We start from the raw sequence: 20,492 nt of genomic DNA, 5'->3' as shown, positions 1-20,492 counted from the left end.
GGGGATCCACGCGTTCCCATCTCGAACACGACCGTTAAGCCCTCCAGCGTCGATGGTACTTGAACCGAAGGGTTCTGGGAGAGTAGAACGTTGCCAAGCACTGCAAATAGCCTTCTTGAGAAAACAATCTCAAGAAGGCTATTTTTGTATCCGGCCGAAGAGAAACGCCCCCGAAAGGGCCGCCCCCCGACGACATTCAGAGGCGGACAATATTTTCATTTTTCCCCGAAATGAAAAGGTTTTGATTGATGCACGACGATGCTGAGGACCAGCCCCATGGACAGCATGTTGCTCATTAAAGAACTTCCTCCATAGCTGACAAAAGGGAGCGCGATTCCCGTAAGCGGCATTAACCCGGTATGCATGGCGATGTTCTCAAAAATTTGCAGCGTAAACATCGATACCACGCCGATAATTATATAAGATCCGGCTAAATCCTCGCATCTGATCGCAATAAGAATCATTCGATAAATCAGTAGAAAATAGAGCAGCAGCAGCACGGCTGAGCCTATGAAGCCGAATTCCTCACCGATAACGACATAAATCGAGTCGGCATAATCATAAGGGATATATCCGCTTTGCACCATTTTGCCCTTGAGGTAGCCTTCGCCCATAAGCTGGCCGGAACTGACCGCTCTCATGGAATTGACAACATGATAACTTTGATCCGGATCCAGAGTCGGGTCCAGAAAGGTCTGAATTCTGTGAAGCTGGTGTGTTTTTATGATTTTGTTGAAAACAGGCGTGTCTACGAAATATAAGGCCGTTATGCTGCCGACAATTACGATAAAGGTGATAAAGCCGATAAGTCCATGTTTTACACGAATCATGCCGATCCACAGCATGCCGATCAATATACAAATAAAAACGATCGATGTCCCCATATCGGGCTGATCCATGATGAGCAGAAACGGTATGCCTACAATGGCCAGCATTGGAACGATATCTCGAAAGAATCGCAGATAGTCTCCGCTGCGTTTTTCAATCATTTTCGCCAACAGCAGGATGACGAATACTTTGGCCAGCTCCGACGGCTGAAATTGCATGAAATGAAGGTTAATCCAACGTTGGGACCCGTTAATATTCATCCCTTTAAACTTGACGAAAACTAGCAAAAGGACGCTGAATATATAAAGATATACGGATAAGTGGCGCACGATACCCCTGTAATCGATCATGGCGAGGGCCAACATGGGCACAAACAAGACGGCAAACATAACCAAATTCGATATATGCAGCCCGGCATACTTCGTGTTATTCGTGGCGCTATAAATTGCAATCGTGCTGATCGCCATAAAACATATCAATAAGGAGATAATAACAGGGTCTAATTTTTTCGCTCTTAGCAGCAGTTCCTGGAGCATGCGCCACCCTTCCTTTCATTTGTTTCCGGGTTACATATTTTCTGATGCTGCAGTTGCATCGTGTTCAAGATAGAGGTTTTTCGCTTTTTCGTCATAGGCGTACAATTCGGCGTACCGTCCCCAGTCAATCAAAATATCCAACTGATGGGCGGCTTCTTCCGAACCAAAGTGCTTTTCAAAAATTTCCACGAAAAACTCCCGCTCCATTTTGTTATTGGACTTGGAATGCAAGATCCAGATGATTTTTTCAATCATGGGGACGTGATGCAGCACCTGTTTTTTGAAAATTTCTTTCCTGTCCAGAACGCTGGCATCGGCAAAATGGCGCCCAATCTCCGTTAATTCGATATCTCCGTGTTGTATGCTGGCAAACCCGAGCATCTGCGCGGCTTCGACAATGGGCAAAAAGTCTTCAAGATTCAGGCTTAATTGATCGGCCAGCTTATATAAATCGACCGTTTTCCCGAGATCGTCGATCAATTCGATAAATCCCGTTAATGCACCGGCCGGCACTTTCGGCACTTTTTCGATCTTTTTCTTTTGCCCGCCAAACGGTTCATCCGGCTTCATTTCGCGTTTGGTCAAAATAGAATAAATTTTGTCGACAAGGCCTGTAAAGTGCGGCTCCTGCTTGTTTCGCCAATGAGGCATGGAAATGGGAATATCGGCGATGACCCGGGCAGGGTCGCGAGACAGGACGATGGCCCGATCGGACATGTACACCGCTTCTTCGATGCTGTGCGTGACCATAATAATGGACTTCGTAGGAATCTTCTTTTCCGTCCATAGTTCAAGCAAGTCGCGTTTGAGGTTCTCCGCGGTCAGAACGTCCAAGGCCGAAAAAGGCTCATCCATCAGCAAAATGTCGGGCTCCATCACTAAAGCGCGGCCAATGCCGACACGCTGCCTCATCCCTCCCGACAGTTCTTTCGGATAGGCACTTTCGAATCCGTCCAATCCGACCATATCGATGATTGAGAGGGCTTTGCGCATTTTGTCCGCTTCCGTCAGCGGTTTATTTTCAAGCCCCAGTTTTACGTTCTCCAGCACGGTCAGCCACGGAAAAAGCGCAAAAGACTGAAAGACCATGCCGACTCCGGGATTAGTCCCCCGTACTTCTTTACCGTTATAAAAGACGGCTCCCTGAGAGGGAGGGATGAGCCCGGCAATGATTCGAAGCAGAGTGGATTTGCCCGAACCGGATGGACCCAGGATGGAGACAAACTCGCCTTCCGTTATTTTCAGATGGATATCCTCCAGGATGTTGGCGCCGGCCGAGCCCGGCATATCGTAATGTTTGAGAACTTGCTGCAGTTCGATCAATGCATGTTTCATGGTGAAGACACCTCTATTCCAAATGATATTTTTTCTCGGAGACGGCGTACAGCTTGCGCCACACCAAGCGATTGACCAGAACGACCAGCAGGCACATCACGATAATTCCCCAAATGATTTGCGGCCAATCTCCTTTGGTTGTCGCCTCGGTAATGAATGTTCCTAACCCGGACGCTTGCAGGTTGTTGTTTTTCCACGAGACGAGCTCGGATACGATGCTTGCGTTCCAAGCGCCGCCGCTGGCGGTTATGCATCCCGTAATGAGAAAAGGAAATATGCTCGGCAAAATTAACTTCACCCATGTTTGTAGACGCGACAAACGCAAAATAGATGCAGCTTCTTTCAAATCGGAAGGAATAGCCATCGCTCCGGCGATGACGTTGAACAGGATGTACCACTGCGTTCCCAGCATCATGAGAGGAACAGCGCCGATATCCATGCTGATCCCAAGCTTCAGGTACAGGATGGCGAACAACGGGAAAGCCATATTGGCCGGAAAAGAAGCGAGGACCTGCACAACAGGCTGAGCAATCCTGGATAGTTTGGGACTCATCCCGATCATGACCCCGACCGGAACCGTCCATGCTGCGGCCAGCAGCGTTGCCACGAATACGCGAAGAGCCGTTAAAAGCCCGAGTCCGACAACCCGCAACAATTCCTTCCAGCTTAACTGTACGATTTCGAGCAGAGCTTCATACACATACCTCGCGACGAACAAAATGATGACGATTCCGATTAGCCGGACCGCTATTTTGGATGCGAGTGCAGGCGGTTTCGGCCAATGGATGGCGGCGCTTCGCTTTTTGAAACGACTGCTTAGGTCGTGAAAAAAGGTTCCGGCGGCATGATTAGCGTAGCGAACGAATCTGGCGCGTTTGAGGATATCGTATACCCAGGATTGCGGCACTTCGCCCGCTTCCGTTTGCTCGTTCTTGAATTTTTGCGCCCAAGCGACGATCGGCCGCCAGAACAGCTGGTCTACCAGAATAATCAGAATGACCATAGTGATAATGGCGTATACAATGGCTTTCACGTTTCCTTGATCGGCGGCCAAAGCCATGTAAGATCCGATGCCGGGCAGATGAATGTCTTGATTGAGCACGCTGATCGATTCGCTGGCCGCGAGAAAAAACCAGCCTCCGCCGAAAGACATCATGCTGTTCCACACGAGCCCCAACATGGAAAAGGGCACTTCGAGCTTGGTAAAGCGCGGCCACCGGCCAAGCCGGTGAATACTGGCTGCTTCGTCCAGCGCCCGCGGTATCGTCGTCAGCGAGTGGTAGAAGCTGAATGTCATATTCCATACCTGACCGGTGAATATGGCAAAGATCGAAGCGCATTCGACGCCGAGCAGACTGCCGGGAAAAAGCGCCATGAACATCAAGACGGTTGCCGACAGGAAACCGAGCACAGGCACGGATTGCAGGATGTCGAGCGCAGGGATCATAATTTTCTCGGCAATCCGGTTGTTCGCGGCGATTCGCCCGTATACGAACGTAAACAATAACGAAGCGCCGAAGGCGATGAACATTCTCAAAAGCGAGCGCCCCGCGTAATAAGGAAGCAGATAGGGGTCAAGGTTCATAACAGGCTGCTGGCTTGGAGAAAATGGGGCGCGCATACCGGCGCCAAGCTGGGCAGCCATATAAAGAATGGACATAAGCATGAGAAAGACGATGATGTCCGCCAAACCGAACTTACGTTTGCTGTTGATGGTGGAGAAGCCGTTCCATTTCATCGTGATAACCCCCTTTGGGCGAAATAAAAAAACTCTCCCCTGCAATTGGCAGGAGGAGAGCGCAAATATTCCATCTATTCAGATTGATTATCAGATGAATCAGCGGCAGAACAAGCCCTTGGGCAAGCCGGGCTTTGAACATGCTTGATGACGATCTGAGGGTACGCTGAATAATGGATGCACACGTTTCCTAGCTAACAATGCATATGGCAAGCTATTCATCTGTCGCATTCGACTACTACTGTCCATTTCCAGTTTCCCCCCTTTGTACATACAATATGAAAGCCCTCAGGGATTGGTCCCAGAGGGCATGCGTTTACAAGGCAATAAAACGGCTCCCCCTAGTCCAGTTTTGACACTATACAACGTAAAGCGAACGTTCGTTCGCTTAGCCACCTTAAGAAAAGCCTTAATCCGGCAGTTCCTGTTCTACCCATTGGCATCTTTCGATATTTCCGGGCAGTGGCCTATGTTTGTATAGGAGCCTCACCTAACGAGGACATATTTAATTCCTTTGAAATCGTACTCCTAAGTACGCTTGCTTGTCAATAGCAAAAAAAGCAAAAAAGAATCAATTGGAAAGCGCCGTGACGTTAAGTTGGAGTAATTTTGTAAATACTGAGTGTAGGGCCGCAAATCAGGCGCAAAATACTTTTTAACAGCAACACTTGTCAAAAAGAAAGGAAATGATTATAATTTAGTTAAGGTCAAAGAAAGTCAAAGTCAATTTACTTCTAGAATTCTGGGAGGATGAATTGATGCGTAATGTTTCAGAAATTATCGAGCAGTACTTGAAACAAGTTTTGCTGCAAAGTCCCGAAGGAGCGATCGAGATTCAGCGCAATGAGCTTGCCGATCAGTTCCAATGCGTTCCGTCCCAAATCAACTACGTTATCAGCACCCGGTTTACTTTGGAGAAGGGATACATTGTGGAAAGCAAGCGCGGGGGCGGCGGCTATATTCGCATCCAGAAAATCGAGCTGCGTCAGCACGGCTCCATACTCGATCACATTTTTCGGACGATTCACACTCACATAGATCAGGTCGCCTCCGAGGGACTTATTTATCAGCTGCAGGAAGGCCATTTTATTTCTGCACGTGAGGCCAATCTGATCAAGGCGGCTATCTCCAGGGATGTGCTGACCTTCAAGCTCCCGCTGCGGGATGAAATCCGCGCTAATATTCTTAAGGCAATGCTGATATCCTTGCTGAGCAAATGAGGGAGGGGTACACTTTATGATTTGTCAGGAGTGCGGCAAACGGCCGGCGACGCTTCATTTCACCAAGATCATAAACGGCGACAAAAACGAGTTTCACATTTGCGAAACTTGCGCCCGCGAGAAGGGCGAGATGATTCCGGGCTCTTCCAACGGATTTTCCATCCACAATTTGTTGTCGGGACTTCTGGATTTTGAGCCTTCGTCGGTCGCTTCTGCCAAGCCGCAGTCGGTGCGCTGCGAACATTGCGGTCTCACCTACACCCAATTCAGCAAGCTCGGGCGATTCGGCTGCGGTTCATGCTACCAAAGCTTTTCGGAGAAATTAGATCCTCTGTTCAAAAGAGTGCACGGCAACACGGTTCATGTAGGCAAAGTTCCCAAACGCACCGGAGGACTTGTTCAATACAAGCGGGAAATCGAAAGTCTCAAAAAGGAAATGATGACCCGCATCGAAAGCGAAGAGTTCGAGCAGGCGGCTAAAATCCGCGATCAAATTCGGGAAATCGAAAAGAAGATCGCCGGAAATTAGGGTCTTGAGGAGGGTATGATTTCAATGGCGCTGCATCGTTTTACAGGAGATGCTTTAAGCGAATGGATGAAGGGGGACGGGCCGGAATCCGATATTGTCATCAGCAGTCGGATACGCATTGCCCGCAACCTCAAGGATTATCCTTATCCCATGCTCGCGACGAATCAGCAATCGGAGGAAGTGCTTGATCGGCTCTCTGGGGTTTTGGACAACGAAGAGCTGGAAACGATCAGTCATTTTTCGCTGATTCCGTTGTCGGAGCTTAACGAGCTGGAGCGGATGGTGCTGGTGGAAAAGCACTTGATCAGCCCGAATCTGGCGAACGAATCCAGGAATGGAGCCGTCATATTAAGCGAGAATGAATCTATCAGCATTATGATCAACGAAGAAGACCATTTGCGGATCCAGTGCTTGTGTCCCGGATTTCAGATTAAAGAAGTATGGGATTTGGCCAATCAGCTTGACGATATTTTTGAAGCCCAGCTTGATTACGGGTATGATGAGAAAAGAGGCTATCTGACGAGCTGTCCTACGAATGTGGGCACAGGGATTCGGGCTTCCGTCATGATGCATCTCCCCGCGCTCGTGCTCACCCAACAAATCAACCGGATTTTATCGGCGGTTACACAAGTTGGGCTGACCGTTAGAGGATTATACGGGGAAGGCAGCGAAGCTTTAGGTAATCTGTTTCAAATCTCCAACCAGATTACGTTGGGCCAGTCGGAAGACGAGATCATCGACAATCTTTTTAGCGTAGCGCGGCAAATTATCGAGCATGAACGCGCCGCAAGGCATAAGCTAATGCAAGAATCCAAAATGCGCATCATCGACCGCGTCAACCGCTCCCTCGGGATATTATCCTATGCGGGGATTATGGACTCGAAGGAAGCGGCCCAACGATTGTCGGATGTAAGGCTGGGCATTGACGTTGGGATCATCAACAACGTTTCATCCAACATTCTCAATGAACTGCTGGTGATGACGCAGCCCGGATTTTTGCAGCAGAGCGCGGGAGAAAAGTTATCCGCCGAAGACCGCGACATCCGCAGGGCGGAATTGATCCGGGAAAAGTTCGGCCGCTATTAAAGGCAGCATCATCCTTTGGGTTTTCCATAGATATATTACTTTTGGAGGTGTTTCTCTATGATGTTTGGAAGATTTACGGAACGAGCGCAAAAGGTTCTCTCCTTAGCTCAAGAAGAGGCCGTTCGGTTGGGGCACAACAATATTGGAACTGAGCATATTTTACTCGGACTGATCCGTGAAGGCGAGGGGATTGCAGCCAAAGCGCTGATTGCACTGGGCCTGGGGCTTGAGAAGATCCAGGACGAAGTGGAATCCTTGATTGGCCGCGGTCAAGAACAGCCGACCAACATCGCGTACACGCCGAGAGCAAAGAAAGTCATTGAGCTTTCTATGGACGAAGCCAGAAAATTAGGCCATACTTACGTAGGAACCGAGCACATTTTACTCGGGCTCATTCGCGAAGGCGAAGGGGTCGCGGCGCGTGTGCTGAACAACCTCGGCGTCAGCCTGAATAAAGCGCGCCAGCAAGTGCTGCAGCTGCTCGGCAGCAGCGAAACCGTATCGCCGAGCCACGGCGCTAATCCGAATGTGAACACGCCGACGCTCGACGGTTTGGCCAGAGACCTCACCGCATTTGCGAAAGAGGGCCATTTGGATCCGGTTATCGGGCGCAGCAAGGAAATCGAGCGCGTCATTCAAGTGCTGAGCCGCAGAACGAAAAACAATCCGGTCCTGATCGGGGAACCGGGCGTCGGTAAAACGGCGATTGCCGAAGGCTTGGCGCAAAAAATCATCAACAATGAAATTCCGGAAACGTTGAAAGATAAAAGGGTCATGACCCTCGATATGGGCTCGGTCGTTGCGGGAACCAAGTACCGCGGCGAGTTCGAAGACCGGCTCAAAAAGATTATGGACGAGATTCGCCAAGCGGGCAATATCGTGTTGTTCATTGACGAGCTGCACACTTTGATCGGCGCAGGCGGGGCGGAAGGCGCGATCGATGCGTCGAACATCCTGAAGCCGGCGCTGGCGAGAGGCGAGCTGCAGTGCATCGGGGCGACTACGCTGGACGAATACCGCAAATATATCGAGAAAGATGCAGCGCTCGAGCGCCGTTTCCAACCGATTACGGTAGACCAGCCGTCTCCTGACGAAGCGATTCAAATTCTTCACGGGCTCCGCGACCGTTACGAAGCGCATCACCGCGTGAAAATTACGGATGCGGCTATCGAGGAAGCGGTGAAGCTGTCCGACCGCTATATCACCGACCGTTTCCTGCCGGATAAGGCGATTGACCTTATTGACGAGGCCAGCTCCAAAGTAAGGCTGCGTTCCTACACGATTCCGCCTAGCTTGAAACAGTTGGAAAATAAGCTGGATGATATCCGCAAGGAAAAAGATGCGGCCGTGCAAAGCCAGGAGTTCGAAAAAGCGGCCGGCCTGCGCGATACCGAGCAAAAACTTCGCGAGGAACTGGATTCCACGCGAAACGAGTGGAAAGAAAAACAAGGCCGTCTGGATACCGAAGTGACTCCGGAGGATATCGCTCAGGTCGTTGCAAGCTGGACGGGAATTCCGGTCAGCAAACTGGCCGAAGAAGAGACCGAGCGTCTGCTCAAAATGGAAGACATTTTGCATGAGCGCGTAATCGGTCAAGAAGAGGCGGTCAAAGCGGTAAGCCGCGCCATCCGCCGCGCCAGAGCCGGTCTGAAAGATCCGAAGCGCCCGATGGGCTCCTTCATCTTCCTTGGGCCAACCGGCGTAGGTAAAACGGAACTGGCACGCGCCCTGGCGGAATCGCTGTTCGGCGATCAAAACGCCGTCATTCGCATCGATATGTCCGAGTACATGGAGAAGCACTCCACATCCCGCCTGGTAGGAGCGCCTCCGGGGTATGTCGGATATGAGGAAGGCGGCCAGCTTACTGAAAAAGTGCGCCGCAAACCATACTCGGTCGTCCTGCTTGACGAGATCGAGAAAGCTCATCCTGAAGTGTTCAACATCCTGCTTCAAGTGCTGGAGGACGGACGCCTGACGGATTCCAAAGGCCGCACCGTCGATTTCCGCAACACGTTGATCATCATGACGTCCAACGTGGGCGCGGAGATGATCAAGAAAAACTCCACGCTCGGCTTTACGGCCGTGCAGGATGCCGGCAAAGAATACTCCAACATGAAAGACAAAGTGATGGGCGAGCTGAAGAAAAGCTTCCGTCCGGAGTTCCTGAACCGGATCGACGAGATCATCGTCTTCCACTCTCTGGATGAGCAGCATATCGCTCAAATCGTTAGCCTGATGGCGGACGATCTGCGCAAGCGCCTGAAAGAGCAGGAAGTGGACTTCAACCTTACGGACAAAGCGAAAATGTTCCTTGCCAAAGAAGGCTTTGACCCGACTTACGGGGCAAGACCGCTGCGCAGAGCGATTCAAAAGCATATCGAGGACCGGCTGTCCGAGGAGCTGCTCAGAGGCAATATCTCCAAAGGCGATTCCTTAACCATCGACGAAAAAGAAGGCGAGCTTGTCGTCCTTCGCGGCGAAGGCGTAACAGCCCAATAATGTTCCTGAAAAGCATTTTGCTCCATCCGTTGCGGTGGCGGCAAAATGCTTTTTCTTTCGTATATTTTTCATCGGCCCTTTCACACACTTAGCAAAAGTGGTAAACTTTTATTGGTAAGTATAGCCAGATATTTCCGCATGTCTTATAAGGGAGCAAGTGCATAATGAGCAAACAGAAGACGAAATTTTGCTGCCAGGAGTGCGGCTACGAATCGCCGAAATGGATGGGCAAATGCCCAGGCTGCCAATCGTGGAATACGATGGTTGAAGAAGTGGAAACCGTTGTTCGCACCCAGGGGATGAATTCCTCTTTCGCCAGAACGAAAGAAAAGCCCACCCCTATCATACATATCGAGAGCAGCCCTGAGCCGAGAGTATTGACGAATAACCAGGAATTGAACCGCGTGTTGGGCGGAGGCATCGTTCCCGGTTCCCTGATTCTCGTCGGAGGAGACCCGGGGATCGGCAAGTCGACGCTGCTGCTGCAAACTTCATTCGCGCTTACGCAAGCCGGGCAGAAAGTGCTTTATATATCCGGAGAGGAATCGGTTAAGCAAACGAAGCTGCGGGCTGACCGCCTGGAAGCGTCATCGCCGCTGCTGTATGTGCTCTGCGAAACGAATCTGGAGCTGATCGAAGAGGCGATTCAGGAAACGGATCCCGATTTTTTGGTCATTGATTCCATTCAAACGGTTTATCATCCGGCTATTGCGTCCGCTCCGGGCACGGTTGGCCAAGTTCGTGAATGCACAGGCCATTTTATGAGAATTGCTAAAGGCAAAGGAATTGCAACGGTCCTCGTCGGTCACGTCACGAAGGAAGGGGCCATTGCAGGACCGAGAATGCTGGAGCACATGGTTGATTGCGTGCTGTACTTCGAGGGCGAGCGGCATCATTCCTATCGCTTGCTGAGAGCGGTGAAGAACCGTTTTGGTTCGACCAATGAAATCGGTATCTTTGAAATGCAGGAAGCGGGACTTGTCGAAGTCAGCAATCCGTCGGAGCTGTTCCTGTCCGAGCGGCCGCTCGGGGTGGCGGGTTCCACGGTTGTAGCGAGTATGGAAGGAACCCGGCCTGTGCTCGTCGAAATTCAGGCATTAGTATCAACTACGAATTTTCCATCCCCGCGCAGAATGGCTACGGGCATCGATCATAACCGGCTTTCGCTGATTATGGCGGTGCTGGAGAAGCGCATGGGGCTTTTCCTGCAAAATCAGGACGCCTACCTGAATGTAGCGGGCGGCGTCAAACTGGATGAGCCTGCAGTCGATCTGGCTGTGGCGATCAGTATAGCCTCTTCTTTCAAGGACCAGCCGACCCGGCCGTATGACGTTGTGTTTGGGGAGATCGGCTTGACGGGCGAAGTGCGCGGCGTTTCCCGCATTGATCAGCGGGTGAAAGAGGCGCAGAAGCTGGGCTTCCGCAGAGTCATTATGCCGGAGAAAAGCTTGAAGGGATGGACGCATCCCCCCGGAATGGAGATTATCGGAGTAAACACGGTATCAGAGGCACTAGCAGCGGCGCTGGGCTGACTCGCCTGCATGGAGCCAGCCAGTCATCAGGAGGAATAAAATGAGCAAAGAAGAGACGAAGCGGGACGTAATGAGCCAGTTGCTGCAAATGGTAGCCCCTGGTACCGCGTTCAGAGACGGATTGGAAAATGTCCTGCGTGCCAAAACGGGAGGACTGATTGTCGTCGGCTATAGTCCGGAAGTGATGGAAATCGTAGACGGCGGCTTTTCGATTGATTGCGATTTCTCGCCCAATTACCTCTACGAGCTTGCAAAAATGGACGGGGCGATTATTTTAAGCGAAGATATAAAAAGAATATTGTATGCGAACACGCAGCTGATTCCTGACTCGTCGATCCAGTCGTCCGAAACAGGTATCCGGCATCGGACCGCCGAGCGGGTGGCTAAGCAGACGAACAAGCTCGTCGTCTCGATCTCGCAAAGGCGCAATGTCATAACGCTGTATCAAGGCAATTTGCGCTATGCGTTGAAAGATATCGGCGTTATTTTGACCAAGGCGAATCAGGCGATTCAGACGCTGGAGCGGTACAAAGTGGTCCTGGATCAATCGCTTACCAATTTGGGCGCGTCGGAATTCGAAGAGCTGGTTACTTTGCACGATGTGACCAACGTCATCGCCCGGTTCGAGATGGTGCTTAGAATCAGGGCCGAAATCAACCGGTACATCAACGAGCTTGGCAATGAGGGCCGTCTAATCAGCATGCAGCTCGAAGAACTGGTCGGCAATTCGGAGTTGGAGGCGCGACTGCTGATCAAAGATTACGTTCGCGACCTATCGGATGACAAGGTCAAAGACGTGTTGACGGGGCTGAAGCGCCTCTCGTCGGATGAGCTTTTGGAACCTCAACAAATTATCCGCCTGCTGGGCTACTCACATACGAATGCGATTGCGGAAGAGCCCGTATCGCCCAGAGGATTCAGAATGCTTGGCAAAATCCCGCGGCTTCCCTCGATCATTATTGCCAATCTGGTCGAGAAATTCGGCTACCTGCCGCATATGATGATGGCAACCATCGAGGAGCTGGATGAAGTCGACGGCATCGGAGAGGTCAGAGCGCGCGCGATCAAGGAAGGTTTGAAACGAATTCAGGAACAAGTCTTCATTGACAGACATATTTAAAGTAGATACAATCATAAAGTATCATTGTTGAGGTTTTATTAAGGCGTGAATTAGGGTATAGTAAATCCAGAGGTGGACAAAAACATATGTTAACAAAATCGATTCCCAGCCTTTTTACCGTAGGGAACTTATTTCTTGGCGTTCTCTCGATCATCCTGGTGTTCAACGGAGAACCGGGGCGCGCCGCAGTTCTTGTAATCGTAGCCATGCTGCTGGATGGGCTGGATGGAAGAGTGGCACGGGCACTGAATGCGCAAAGTGAATTTGGCAAGGAGCTGGATTCGCTGTCCGACGTTATTTCGTTCGGTGTTGCTCCCGCATTTATTATGTATGTCGTTGCGTTTAACAATCCGGCCGTAATCAGTCCGGCTTTTGCTTGGATCGTAACGGCGATATTCCCGATTTGCGGCGCTCTGCGTCTGGCCCGCTTTAATGTCGTGGCCGGAACTCCCGGATATTTCATCGGGCTGCCGATACCGGCTGCGGGCGGCGTGCTCTGTACGCTTGCTTTGTTCAATAACGAAATTAACGTGTACGTCCTGTTGGTCAGCACTGTTCTTCTGTCTTATTTGATGGTCAGCACGGTAAAATACCCGAACTTCAAGAAAGCCGGCATTCCGAAGGCCGCCATATGGGTGACGCCGCTTATCGTAGCGGTTGCGGTCTTAATAGCGGTGAAATGGCCGGAGTCGATTTCCAAAATGATTTTCGTACCTTTGCTGCTCTACGCATTGTACGGCTTAAAAAAAAACGTTGATGGCATCTTCATCCGATTGCGCAGACGCAACAAAAGACGCGCAATGGATGACAACTCCGTCAAATCCGACGTATAAGACCGGCATTCCGAAAATAAAAAGCATTTATTTTCTCTGAAGCGCTTCAGAAAAAATAAATGCTTTTTTGTTTTGTCATCGTCATCAAGACATGTTGAAAAGTCCGAGTGTCGAGCATTTTTTGGATTCATTCTCCAAAACTTGCTCCAAATCTACCTGAAGAATGTTGCCAAGAGCCGCCATATAGAACAAGTTCCGCCCGAGTTCGGCGCTCAGAACTTCGCTGCATTGCTCGCACAACTGTCCGTTCACATGAGTCTCCAGTACTTCCTTGGCCTCGTCCAACGTCATATCGGAATGATACTGCTGTTTGGCGGCATGAATCCCGATACATCCGCATTCCGTAATGGATTTAATGACCGAGCGGTTCGTTGCTGCATTCGTTTGTTGAAATTTGGATAGGACGTCAAGCAAGCTGCGGTGACGGAGCAACAACTCGGATACTTGATCCTGGAACTGCTTTAAGGTCAGGGTGCTCATTTATCCACCTCGGTGTGTTTGTAACTTCCAACTTCATTATAATGGAAGCCCCCTAATATTTCAATTTGAATGATTAACGTTGGATAAATTGGAACATAATTGTAAAAGGGACTTAAACATAGTTTGACGTGGAGGTGAATCTATGATGAAGAAATGGATACAAATCATTTTTGCAATCATGGGGGGAAGTTTGGGCTATCAATGGAGTGATTCGATACTTCGTATGACGGGTTTTGCCGACGGAAAAGGACAAGCTTTCTGGCTGGCCGGCTTGTGTGCCGCCGCTATGTTCGTGTTGTCGGCCTGGGTGGCCGATTATGGCATGAAGCTGCTGATCCGGGGAGAAAGGAACGTCGAAAGCATTCCCGCAGCCGACCTGCTCTCGGGAACTGTCGGACTTGTCATCGGCCTGCTGATCTCGGCGCTCGCTTTTCCCGTGCTTGCGCAAGCTACTTGGGCCGGGCCTTTCGTACCGGTCGTTGCCGCTGCCGTGCTCGCCGTTATGGGATTCCGCATCGGTTATAACAAGCGGGACGAGCTGATGCAAATTTGGGCCAAAAGCCGGTCCCAAGGCTCCGATAAGCAGACGCATCGACCGTATGAGGAGCATAAAATCTTGGACACGAGCGTGATTATCGACGGGCGCATCGCGGATATTTGCAAAACGGGCTTTATCGAAGGCACGCTGGTAATCCCGGAATTCGTGCTGGAAGAGCTGCAGCATATCGCGGATTCCTCGGATTTGCTCAAACGCAACCGCGGCCGGCGCGGTCTGGACATTTTAAACAAGATTCAGAAAGAGCTGGAAGTGAAGGTGCTGATCTACGAAGGGGATTTCGAGGAAATTTCCGAGGTAGACAGCAAGCTCGTCCGCTTGGCTAAAGTGCTGCAGGGCAAAGTGATTACGAACGATTTTAACCTGAATAAGGTGTGCGAGCTTCAAGGCGTCTCGGTTCTGAACATCAACGATCTGGCTAACGCCGTCAAACCGGTGGTGCTTCCCGGGGAAGAAATTATTGTGCAGGTCATCAAAGACGGCAAGGAGCACGGACAAGGCGTTGCCTATCTCGACGACGGCACGATGATCGTAGTGGAAGGCGGGCGCGAGTTTATCGGAACGACGCTGGAAGTGATGGTTACGAGCGTGCTGCAGACATCGGCGGGCCGGATGATTTTCGCAAAGCCGAAATTGTTGGAAAAAGCCCAGTAAAATTAGTATGATAGGGGGAGGCAAATCAGCAATTATCCAGGTGGGGAATTTATGGGGAAGCTAGGGGTTGTCATCGTGGCGGCGGGCAAAGGGTCCCGCATGCGGACGGTAGAGAGCAAACAATATTTGCAGATCGGCAAAAAACCGATTTTGGTACATACGTTGCAATTATTTCAAAACATACGTGAAGTGGACGAAATCATTTTGGTCGCTCCGGAGGCGGATGTTGTCCGTTGCCAGCAATTCGTGGCGGATAACGCGCTGACCAAAGTGACCCGCATTCAAGTCGGCGGCGCCGAGCGGCAGGATTCCGTAAGACTGGGCTTGGAAGCGCTGGGGCCGGACACGGAGTGGGTGCTTGTGCATGACGGCGTCAGGCCTTTCGTAGCCGTGGAGCACGTTCTCGATTGTCTGCAAAAGGCGAAGGAGGCGGGTGCCGCGGTGCTGGCCGTGCCTGTGAAGGATACGATCAAAATTGTCGATGAAGCGAAGCAAATTCAATCCACGCCGGACAGACGAAGCTTGTGGGCGATCCAAACGCCGCAGGCTTTTCAGCTTTCTCTTTTAAGAGAGGCGCATGAGCGAGCTGCCCGGGAAGGCTTTATCGGCACGGACGATGCAAGCCTGGTGGAGAGAATGGGAACAAAAGTTCTCGTTGTCGAAGGGGACTACTACAACATCAAAATTACGTCCCCCGAGGACTTGCCTTGGGCGGAATGGCTTTTAGAACATGCAAGGGGAGAGGGTAAGTCATGATTCGAGTTGGACAAGGTTTTGACGTGCATCAATTGGCGGAGGGCCGCAAATGCATTATCGGGGGCGTCACGATTCCTTATGAAAAGGGGCTGCTCGGCCATTCGGACGCCGACGTGCTGCTGCATGCGATCACTGACGCGATTTTGGGAGCGCTCGGTCTGGGGGATATCGGCAAGCATTTTCCCGACACGTCCGCGGAGTTCAAAGATGCCGACAGTCTGGTGCTGCTGAAGCAGGTCTGGCAGTTGGCCAAAGCCAAAGGCTACCGGTTGGGCAACGCCGATTCGACGATCATTGCACAGAAGCCGAAAATGTCGCCCTATATTCCGCAAATGGCAGCGATTATCGCGGAGGCGCTGGAGGCGACGCCCGAGCAGGTGAACGTCAAGGCGACAACGACGGAACAGCTCGGATTCACCGGAAGAGGCGAAGGCATCGCCGCGCAATCGGTTGTTTGTTTAATTCGAGATGTGCTAGAATAGCAGATAATTATGGACAAAGAGGGGATTTATCATGAGTCATCCATTACGCGTGCGTTATGCGCCCAGTCCTACCGGGCATTTGCATATCGGCGGCGCCCGTACCGCGCTTTTTGACTATTTGCTGGCCCGTCGGCATAACGGGGCTTTCATCGTTCGTTTTGAAGATACGGATCAAACCCGCCACAAGGAGTCCGGCATCGCCGACCAGCTGAACGGTCTCAAATGGCTTGGTCTCGAGTGGGACGAAAGCGTGGATATCGGAGGCCCGTACGGTCCGTACCGCCAAATGGAGCGCCTGGACCTGTACCGGCCGTACGTCGAGCAATTGCTGAGTCAAGGCGACGCTTATCATTGCTACTGCTCGGAGGAAGAGCTTGAGCAGGAGCGCGCCGAGCAGGAAGCGAGCGGCGAAATGCCGCGGTACTCCGGCAAGTGCCGCAATCTGACGGCCGAGCAGGCCGAAGCTTATAAGGCTGCGGGCCGCAAGCCGTCCATTCGTTTTCGCGTCCCCGAAGACCGCGTGATCGCCTTCGAGGACAAAGTGCGCGAGCATGTCGAATTCGAGTCGAACGGCATCGGCGATTTTATCATTGTTCGCCCGGACGGCATACCTACTTATAATTTCGCCGTTATTCTCGACGACCACCTGATGCGGATCAATCTCGTCATTCGCGGCGAGGAGCATTTGTCCAATACGCCGAGACAGATTATGATGTATGAAGCTTTGGGGCTGCCGATTCCCGAATTCGCCCATTTGGCGCTGATTCTGAATCAGGACCGCAAAAAAATGAGCAAGCGGGACGAGTCCATTATCCAATTTATCGAGCAGTACAAGGAACTCGGTTATTTGCCTGAAGCGGTGCTGAACTTTATCGCGCTGCTCGGCTGGTCGCCAGGGGGAGAAGAAGAAATTTTCACCAAAGAAGAGCTGATCGCTGGGTTCGACCTGAGCCGCGTATCCAAGAGCCCTGCCGTATTCGACATGGACAAGCTCAATTGGATGAACAACCATTATTTGAAAAAAGCTCCGCTGTCCCGCGTTGTCGAACTGTGCATTCCTCATCTGCAAAAAGCCGGGTTCATCCGGGAAGAGCTGGATGCAGCTGCGCAAGAGTGGGTAAGCGCTCTGGTAGGGCTTAACCAGGAAAGAATGCGCTACGCGGCGGAAATTGTCGATTTGTCGAGGCTGTTTTTCCAGGACGAGCTCCATATCGACGAAGAAGCGGCAGCGGTTCTGCAAGAAGAGCACGTTCCTGTCGTGCTGCAAAGCTTCCTGCAGCAGATCGAACAGGCAGCCGAGCTGACGGTCGATGGGATTCCGGCCCTGCTCAAGCAGGTGCAAAAAGATACCGGCTATAAAGGCAAGCAGCTGTTCATGTCCATTCGCGCGGCCTTGACCGGACAAGTGCACGGACCGGATTTGAATATGTCGATTTATTTGCTCGGCAAACAAAAAGTTGTGTCAAGGCTGCGGAAGTGATTGTAAAGCCGCTATCTTTTCGCTATACTTAGTTCATTATGATAAGCGACGATCAGGAGAGTACGATTGTCAAGGAATTCCCAGAGAGGATAATCGAAGCGTTAGGCTTCGGGCTGTGAGTTATCCAATTCCTGCAACCGGAAATGCACCTGTGAGCTGCCGCGCCGAATTCTCGCACGAGAACCGTAGGCGCAGCCGGATGCCCACGTTAAGGGACGCTAGAGTTGGGAGACTTCCGAGTCACCAAGCAGAGTGGAACCGCGGTAGAACGCCTCTGCAGCCTTATGGCTGCGGGGGCTTTTTGATTTTACTCCCGTTTAAGAAGGTGAAGAGCATGTGGAAAACGATCAAATCCGATATTTCCGCCGTATTCGATAACGACCCGGCTGCACGAAGCTGGTTTGAAGTCGTGTTTACGTATTCGGGGCTTCATGCCATTTGGTGGCATCGGATCGGTCATTGGTTTTATAAACGCGGCATTTTCACAGTGGCCCGCATCGTCTCGCAATTCAGCCGGTTCATGACGGGAATCGAAATTCATCCCGGCGCAGTAATCGGAGACCGGCTGTTCATCGATCATGGCATGGGAGTCGTAATCGGGGAAACGTGCATCATCGGCGACGATGTAACTTTGTACCAGGGCGTCACGCTGGGGGGAACAGGCAAGGAGAAGGGAAAAAGGCATCCAACGATCGGGAATAATGTTATTATAGGATCGGGAGCCAAAATCATCGGATCGTTTACCGTAGGGGAAAATTCCCGAATCGGCCCGAATACCGTAGTCATTAAAGAAGTGCCTTCCAACAGCACCGTTGTTTGTATTCCGGGTAAAATCGTAAAGCGGGACGGTGTGCGCGTGAACCGATTGGATCATACGAGCTTGCCGGACCCAGTCATCGATATATTTGAGGGTCTGCAGAAGCAGATCAACGACCTGAAGTCGCAGCTTGAACAAGAAAGGCACAAGAATGGAGGAGCCAGAGAGCATGACGCTCAAAGTGTATAACACGCTATCCCGTAAAAAAGAAGAGTTCGTTCCGATCGAGCCGAACAAGGTCAAAATGTATGTTTGCGGCCCAACCGTATATAACTATATTCATATCGGCAACGGCAGACCGGTTATTTTCTTCGATGTTGTCCGGAGATTTCTGGAATCTCAAGGGTATGCCGTGACTTACGTGACCAACTTTACCGATGTGGACGATAAAATGATCCGTAAGGCCGAAGAGGTCGGCCAGACGGTGCCTCAGCTCGCGGAGACGTACATCCAGGCGTTTCTGGAAGATATCCGGGCGCTCGGCGTGCGCGAGGCCAGCCTGAATCCCCGGGTTACGGAAAATATTCAGGAAATTATCGATTTCATCGCTGCGCTCGAAGCGCAAGGCTACGCCTATGAAAGCCGAGGGGACGTATACTACAGAACGACGAAATTCGCCGAGTACGGAAAGCTGTCCCATCAAAATTTGGAGGAGCTTCAGTACGGCATCCGCATCGAAGTCGACGACCGCAAGGAGAATCCGCAGGATTTCGTCCTGTGGAAGGCGGCCAAGCCGGGCGAGATTTACTGGGACAGCCCGTGGGGACAAGGCCGCCCCGGCTGGCATATCGAATGCTCCGCCATGGTACGCAAATATTTGGGCGAAACGATCGACATTCACGGAGGCGGACAGGACTTGGCGTTCCCGCATCATGAGTGCGAAATCGCCCAGACCGAAGCGGTTACGGGACACCCGATGGCCAACTACTGGCTGCACAACGCCTTCCTGAACATCGATAACGAAAAAATGTCCAAATCGCTCGGCAACGGCATCCTGATCCGCGATTTGATCAAGAAGATCAAGCCGGAAGTGTTCCGCTTCTTCATGCTTTCCGCGCATTACCGCAACCCGCTGAATTTCAGCGACGAAAGCTTGAAGCAGGCCGCCAACGCGCTCGAACGGATTCAAAATGCTTACGACAATTTGAAGCATCGCCTTGCCACCGCATCTATCGATGACGCGGTGGAAGCTGCCCTGAGCGAGCGGATTGCTGCCATTGCGCGTCAATTTGATGATAAGATGAACGACGATTTCAATACGCCGGACGCGATTACCGCTGTATTCGATTTGGTCGCGGAAGCGAATTTGTATTTGCAGCAGGAGCGGGTGAACGCCGCCGCCGTGCAGTTGTTCCTTGATCAACTGCAGGCTTTCGATCGGGTTATCGGCATATTAAGCCAAGGGGCCGACGAATTGCTGGATGAAGAAATCGAACGGCTGATCGTGGAGCGGACGGAAGCCCGCAAGTCCAAAAACTGGGTGAGAGCCGATGAAATCCGCGACCTGCTGACGGAGAAAGGGATATTCCTTGAGGATACGCCGCAAGGAATACGCTGGCGCCGCAAATGAGCGAGTTCTTTTCGGACGCCCCTCAGCTGTTCCATTTTCCGCCGGCCAAAAGTCCGCAGTTGCTGAGTCCTTTGGTGCTTGCCTATATCGGGGACGCCGTGTACGAGGTATATATCAGGCAGTATGTAATTTCTCTGCCGAATCACCGGCCGAATCATTTACACAAGGAGGCGATTCGGTTCGTCTCGGCCAAAGCGCAGGCCAAGCTGCTGGAAGCTTTGCTGCCCCGGCTGACGGACGAGGAGCGGGACGTGGTCAAGCGGGGGCGCAACGCCAAGTCGGGAACGACGGCCAAAAACGCGGACGTGCTGGAATACCGCCACAGCACTGCGTTCGAGTGCCTGATCGGATATTTGTACTATACAAAATCTTACGAACGCTTGCGGGAACTGCTGGATTTTGCGGTTGCCTCCAAACAAAACGGTTAACCGCGCCCGCGTA

Annotated in this window: 18 protein-coding genes, 1 rRNA gene and 1 riboswitch; of the genes, 15 read left to right on the top strand and 4 right to left on the bottom strand. The window is 51.5% G+C overall.

Annotated features, from left to right (window positions below):
* Positions 1–99 (top strand): 5S ribosomal RNA (rrf, locus tag AC6RNO_RS31995); the annotation flags it as partial.
* A 116-nt stretch (positions 100–215) separates the two neighbouring features.
* Here the strand turns inward: rrf and AC6RNO_RS31990 are convergent.
* Genes AC6RNO_RS31990 through AC6RNO_RS31980 form a run of 3 tightly spaced genes read right to left on the bottom strand, consistent with a single transcriptional unit; the run spans position 216 to position 4,437 of the window.
* The gene (locus AC6RNO_RS31990) at positions 216–1,364 is read right to left on the bottom strand and encodes an FtsW/RodA/SpoVE family cell cycle protein (RefSeq protein ID WP_474686243.1); all 1,149 of its coding nucleotides are present in this window, start codon (positions 1,362–1,364) and stop codon (positions 216–218) included.
* 30 nt (positions 1,365–1,394) lie between these two features.
* Positions 1,395–2,699: an AAA-associated domain-containing protein gene (locus tag AC6RNO_RS31985; RefSeq protein WP_497107890.1), complete on the bottom strand. Its 1,305-nt coding sequence runs from the start codon at positions 2,697–2,699 to the stop codon at positions 1,395–1,397.
* A gap of 13 nt (positions 2,700–2,712) precedes the next feature.
* The gene (locus AC6RNO_RS31980; RefSeq protein WP_474686247.1) at positions 2,713–4,437 is read right to left on the bottom strand and encodes an ABC transporter permease; all 1,725 of its coding nucleotides are present in this window, start codon (positions 4,435–4,437) and stop codon (positions 2,713–2,715) included.
* A 330-nt stretch (positions 4,438–4,767) separates the two neighbouring features.
* Positions 4,768–4,942, bottom strand: a riboswitch (M-box (ykoK) riboswitch).
* 253 nt (positions 4,943–5,195) lie between these two features.
* Between AC6RNO_RS31980 and AC6RNO_RS31975 the strand changes: the two genes are divergently transcribed.
* The 7 genes from AC6RNO_RS31975 to pssA all read left to right on the top strand — a co-directional run bounded on the left by AC6RNO_RS31975 (position 5,196) and on the right by pssA (position 13,256).
* A complete protein-coding gene (locus tag AC6RNO_RS31975) occupies positions 5,196–5,657 on the top strand; it encodes a CtsR family transcriptional regulator (protein WP_488438192.1) in 462 nt (153 codons plus the stop codon).
* A 16-nt stretch (positions 5,658–5,673) separates the two neighbouring features.
* Complete coding sequence (gene mcsA / locus AC6RNO_RS31970; protein WP_474686251.1) at positions 5,674–6,186, top strand: protein-arginine kinase activator protein McsA; 513 nt, start codon at positions 5,674–5,676, stop codon at positions 6,184–6,186.
* 24 nt (positions 6,187–6,210) lie between these two features.
* On the top strand, positions 6,211–7,272 hold the full coding sequence (gene mcsB / locus AC6RNO_RS31965; RefSeq protein ID WP_497107889.1) for a protein-arginine kinase McsB: 1,062 nt from the start codon (positions 6,211–6,213) through the stop codon (positions 7,270–7,272).
* A 57-nt stretch (positions 7,273–7,329) separates the two neighbouring features.
* Entirely contained in the window at positions 7,330–9,771 is a 2,442-nt protein-coding gene (gene clpC / locus AC6RNO_RS31960; RefSeq protein ID WP_474686255.1) for an ATP-dependent protease ATP-binding subunit ClpC, read from the top strand.
* 164 nt (positions 9,772–9,935) lie between these two features.
* Positions 9,936–11,303, top strand: coding sequence for a DNA repair protein RadA (radA, locus tag AC6RNO_RS31955; RefSeq protein WP_474686257.1), 1,368 nt, complete (start codon positions 9,936–9,938; stop codon positions 11,301–11,303).
* A 40-nt stretch (positions 11,304–11,343) separates the two neighbouring features.
* Positions 11,344–12,423 (top strand): DNA integrity scanning diadenylate cyclase DisA, encoded by a 1,080-nt coding sequence (gene disA / locus AC6RNO_RS31950; protein WP_474686260.1) that lies wholly within the window; start codon positions 11,344–11,346, stop codon positions 12,421–12,423.
* An 86-nt stretch (positions 12,424–12,509) separates the two neighbouring features.
* Positions 12,510–13,256, top strand: coding sequence for a CDP-diacylglycerol--serine O-phosphatidyltransferase (gene pssA, locus AC6RNO_RS31945; RefSeq protein ID WP_474686262.1), 747 nt, complete (start codon positions 12,510–12,512; stop codon positions 13,254–13,256).
* Between the two features lie 84 nt (positions 13,257–13,340).
* On the opposite strand, the gene AC6RNO_RS31940 is transcribed toward pssA, so the two are convergent.
* Complete coding sequence (locus AC6RNO_RS31940; protein WP_474686264.1) at positions 13,341–13,736, bottom strand: nucleoside triphosphate pyrophosphohydrolase family protein; 396 nt, start codon at positions 13,734–13,736, stop codon at positions 13,341–13,343.
* Between the two features lie 142 nt (positions 13,737–13,878).
* Between AC6RNO_RS31940 and AC6RNO_RS31935 the strand changes: the two genes are divergently transcribed.
* The 7 genes from AC6RNO_RS31935 to AC6RNO_RS31905 all read left to right on the top strand — a co-directional run bounded on the left by AC6RNO_RS31935 (position 13,879) and on the right by AC6RNO_RS31905 (position 20,479).
* Positions 13,879–14,946: a PIN/TRAM domain-containing protein gene (locus AC6RNO_RS31935; protein WP_474686266.1), complete on the top strand. Its 1,068-nt coding sequence runs from the start codon at positions 13,879–13,881 to the stop codon at positions 14,944–14,946.
* Between the two features lie 51 nt (positions 14,947–14,997).
* Positions 14,998–15,702, top strand: a complete 705-nt coding sequence (gene ispD, locus AC6RNO_RS31930) for a 2-C-methyl-D-erythritol 4-phosphate cytidylyltransferase (protein ID WP_474686268.1) — start codon at positions 14,998–15,000, stop codon at positions 15,700–15,702.
* On the top strand, positions 15,699–16,184 hold the full coding sequence (gene ispF, locus AC6RNO_RS31925) for a 2-C-methyl-D-erythritol 2,4-cyclodiphosphate synthase (protein WP_497107888.1): 486 nt from the start codon (positions 15,699–15,701) through the stop codon (positions 16,182–16,184). Before ispD ends, ispF begins: the two co-directional genes overlap by 4 nt.
* 31 nt (positions 16,185–16,215) lie before the next feature.
* Positions 16,216–17,664, top strand: coding sequence for a glutamate--tRNA ligase (gltX, locus tag AC6RNO_RS31920; protein WP_497107887.1), 1,449 nt, complete (start codon positions 16,216–16,218; stop codon positions 17,662–17,664).
* A 334-nt stretch (positions 17,665–17,998) separates the two neighbouring features.
* Positions 17,999–18,670, top strand: coding sequence for a serine O-acetyltransferase (gene cysE, locus AC6RNO_RS31915; protein ID WP_488438185.1), 672 nt, complete (start codon positions 17,999–18,001; stop codon positions 18,668–18,670).
* A complete protein-coding gene (cysS, locus tag AC6RNO_RS31910) occupies positions 18,651–20,051 on the top strand; it encodes a cysteine--tRNA ligase (RefSeq protein WP_497107886.1) in 1,401 nt (466 codons plus the stop codon). The genes cysE and cysS overlap by 20 nt, the downstream gene beginning before the upstream one ends.
* Positions 20,048–20,479, top strand: a complete 432-nt coding sequence (locus AC6RNO_RS31905; RefSeq protein ID WP_497107885.1) for a ribonuclease III domain-containing protein — start codon at positions 20,048–20,050, stop codon at positions 20,477–20,479. The genes cysS and AC6RNO_RS31905 overlap by 4 nt, the downstream gene beginning before the upstream one ends.
* Positions 20,480–20,492: the final 13 nt, after the last annotated feature.

It is taken from the genome of Paenibacillus sp. sgz302190 (assembly GCF_059820445.1).
The sequence above is the reverse complement of the archived record's forward strand: the minus strand, read 5'-3'. Positions and strand labels throughout refer to the sequence as shown.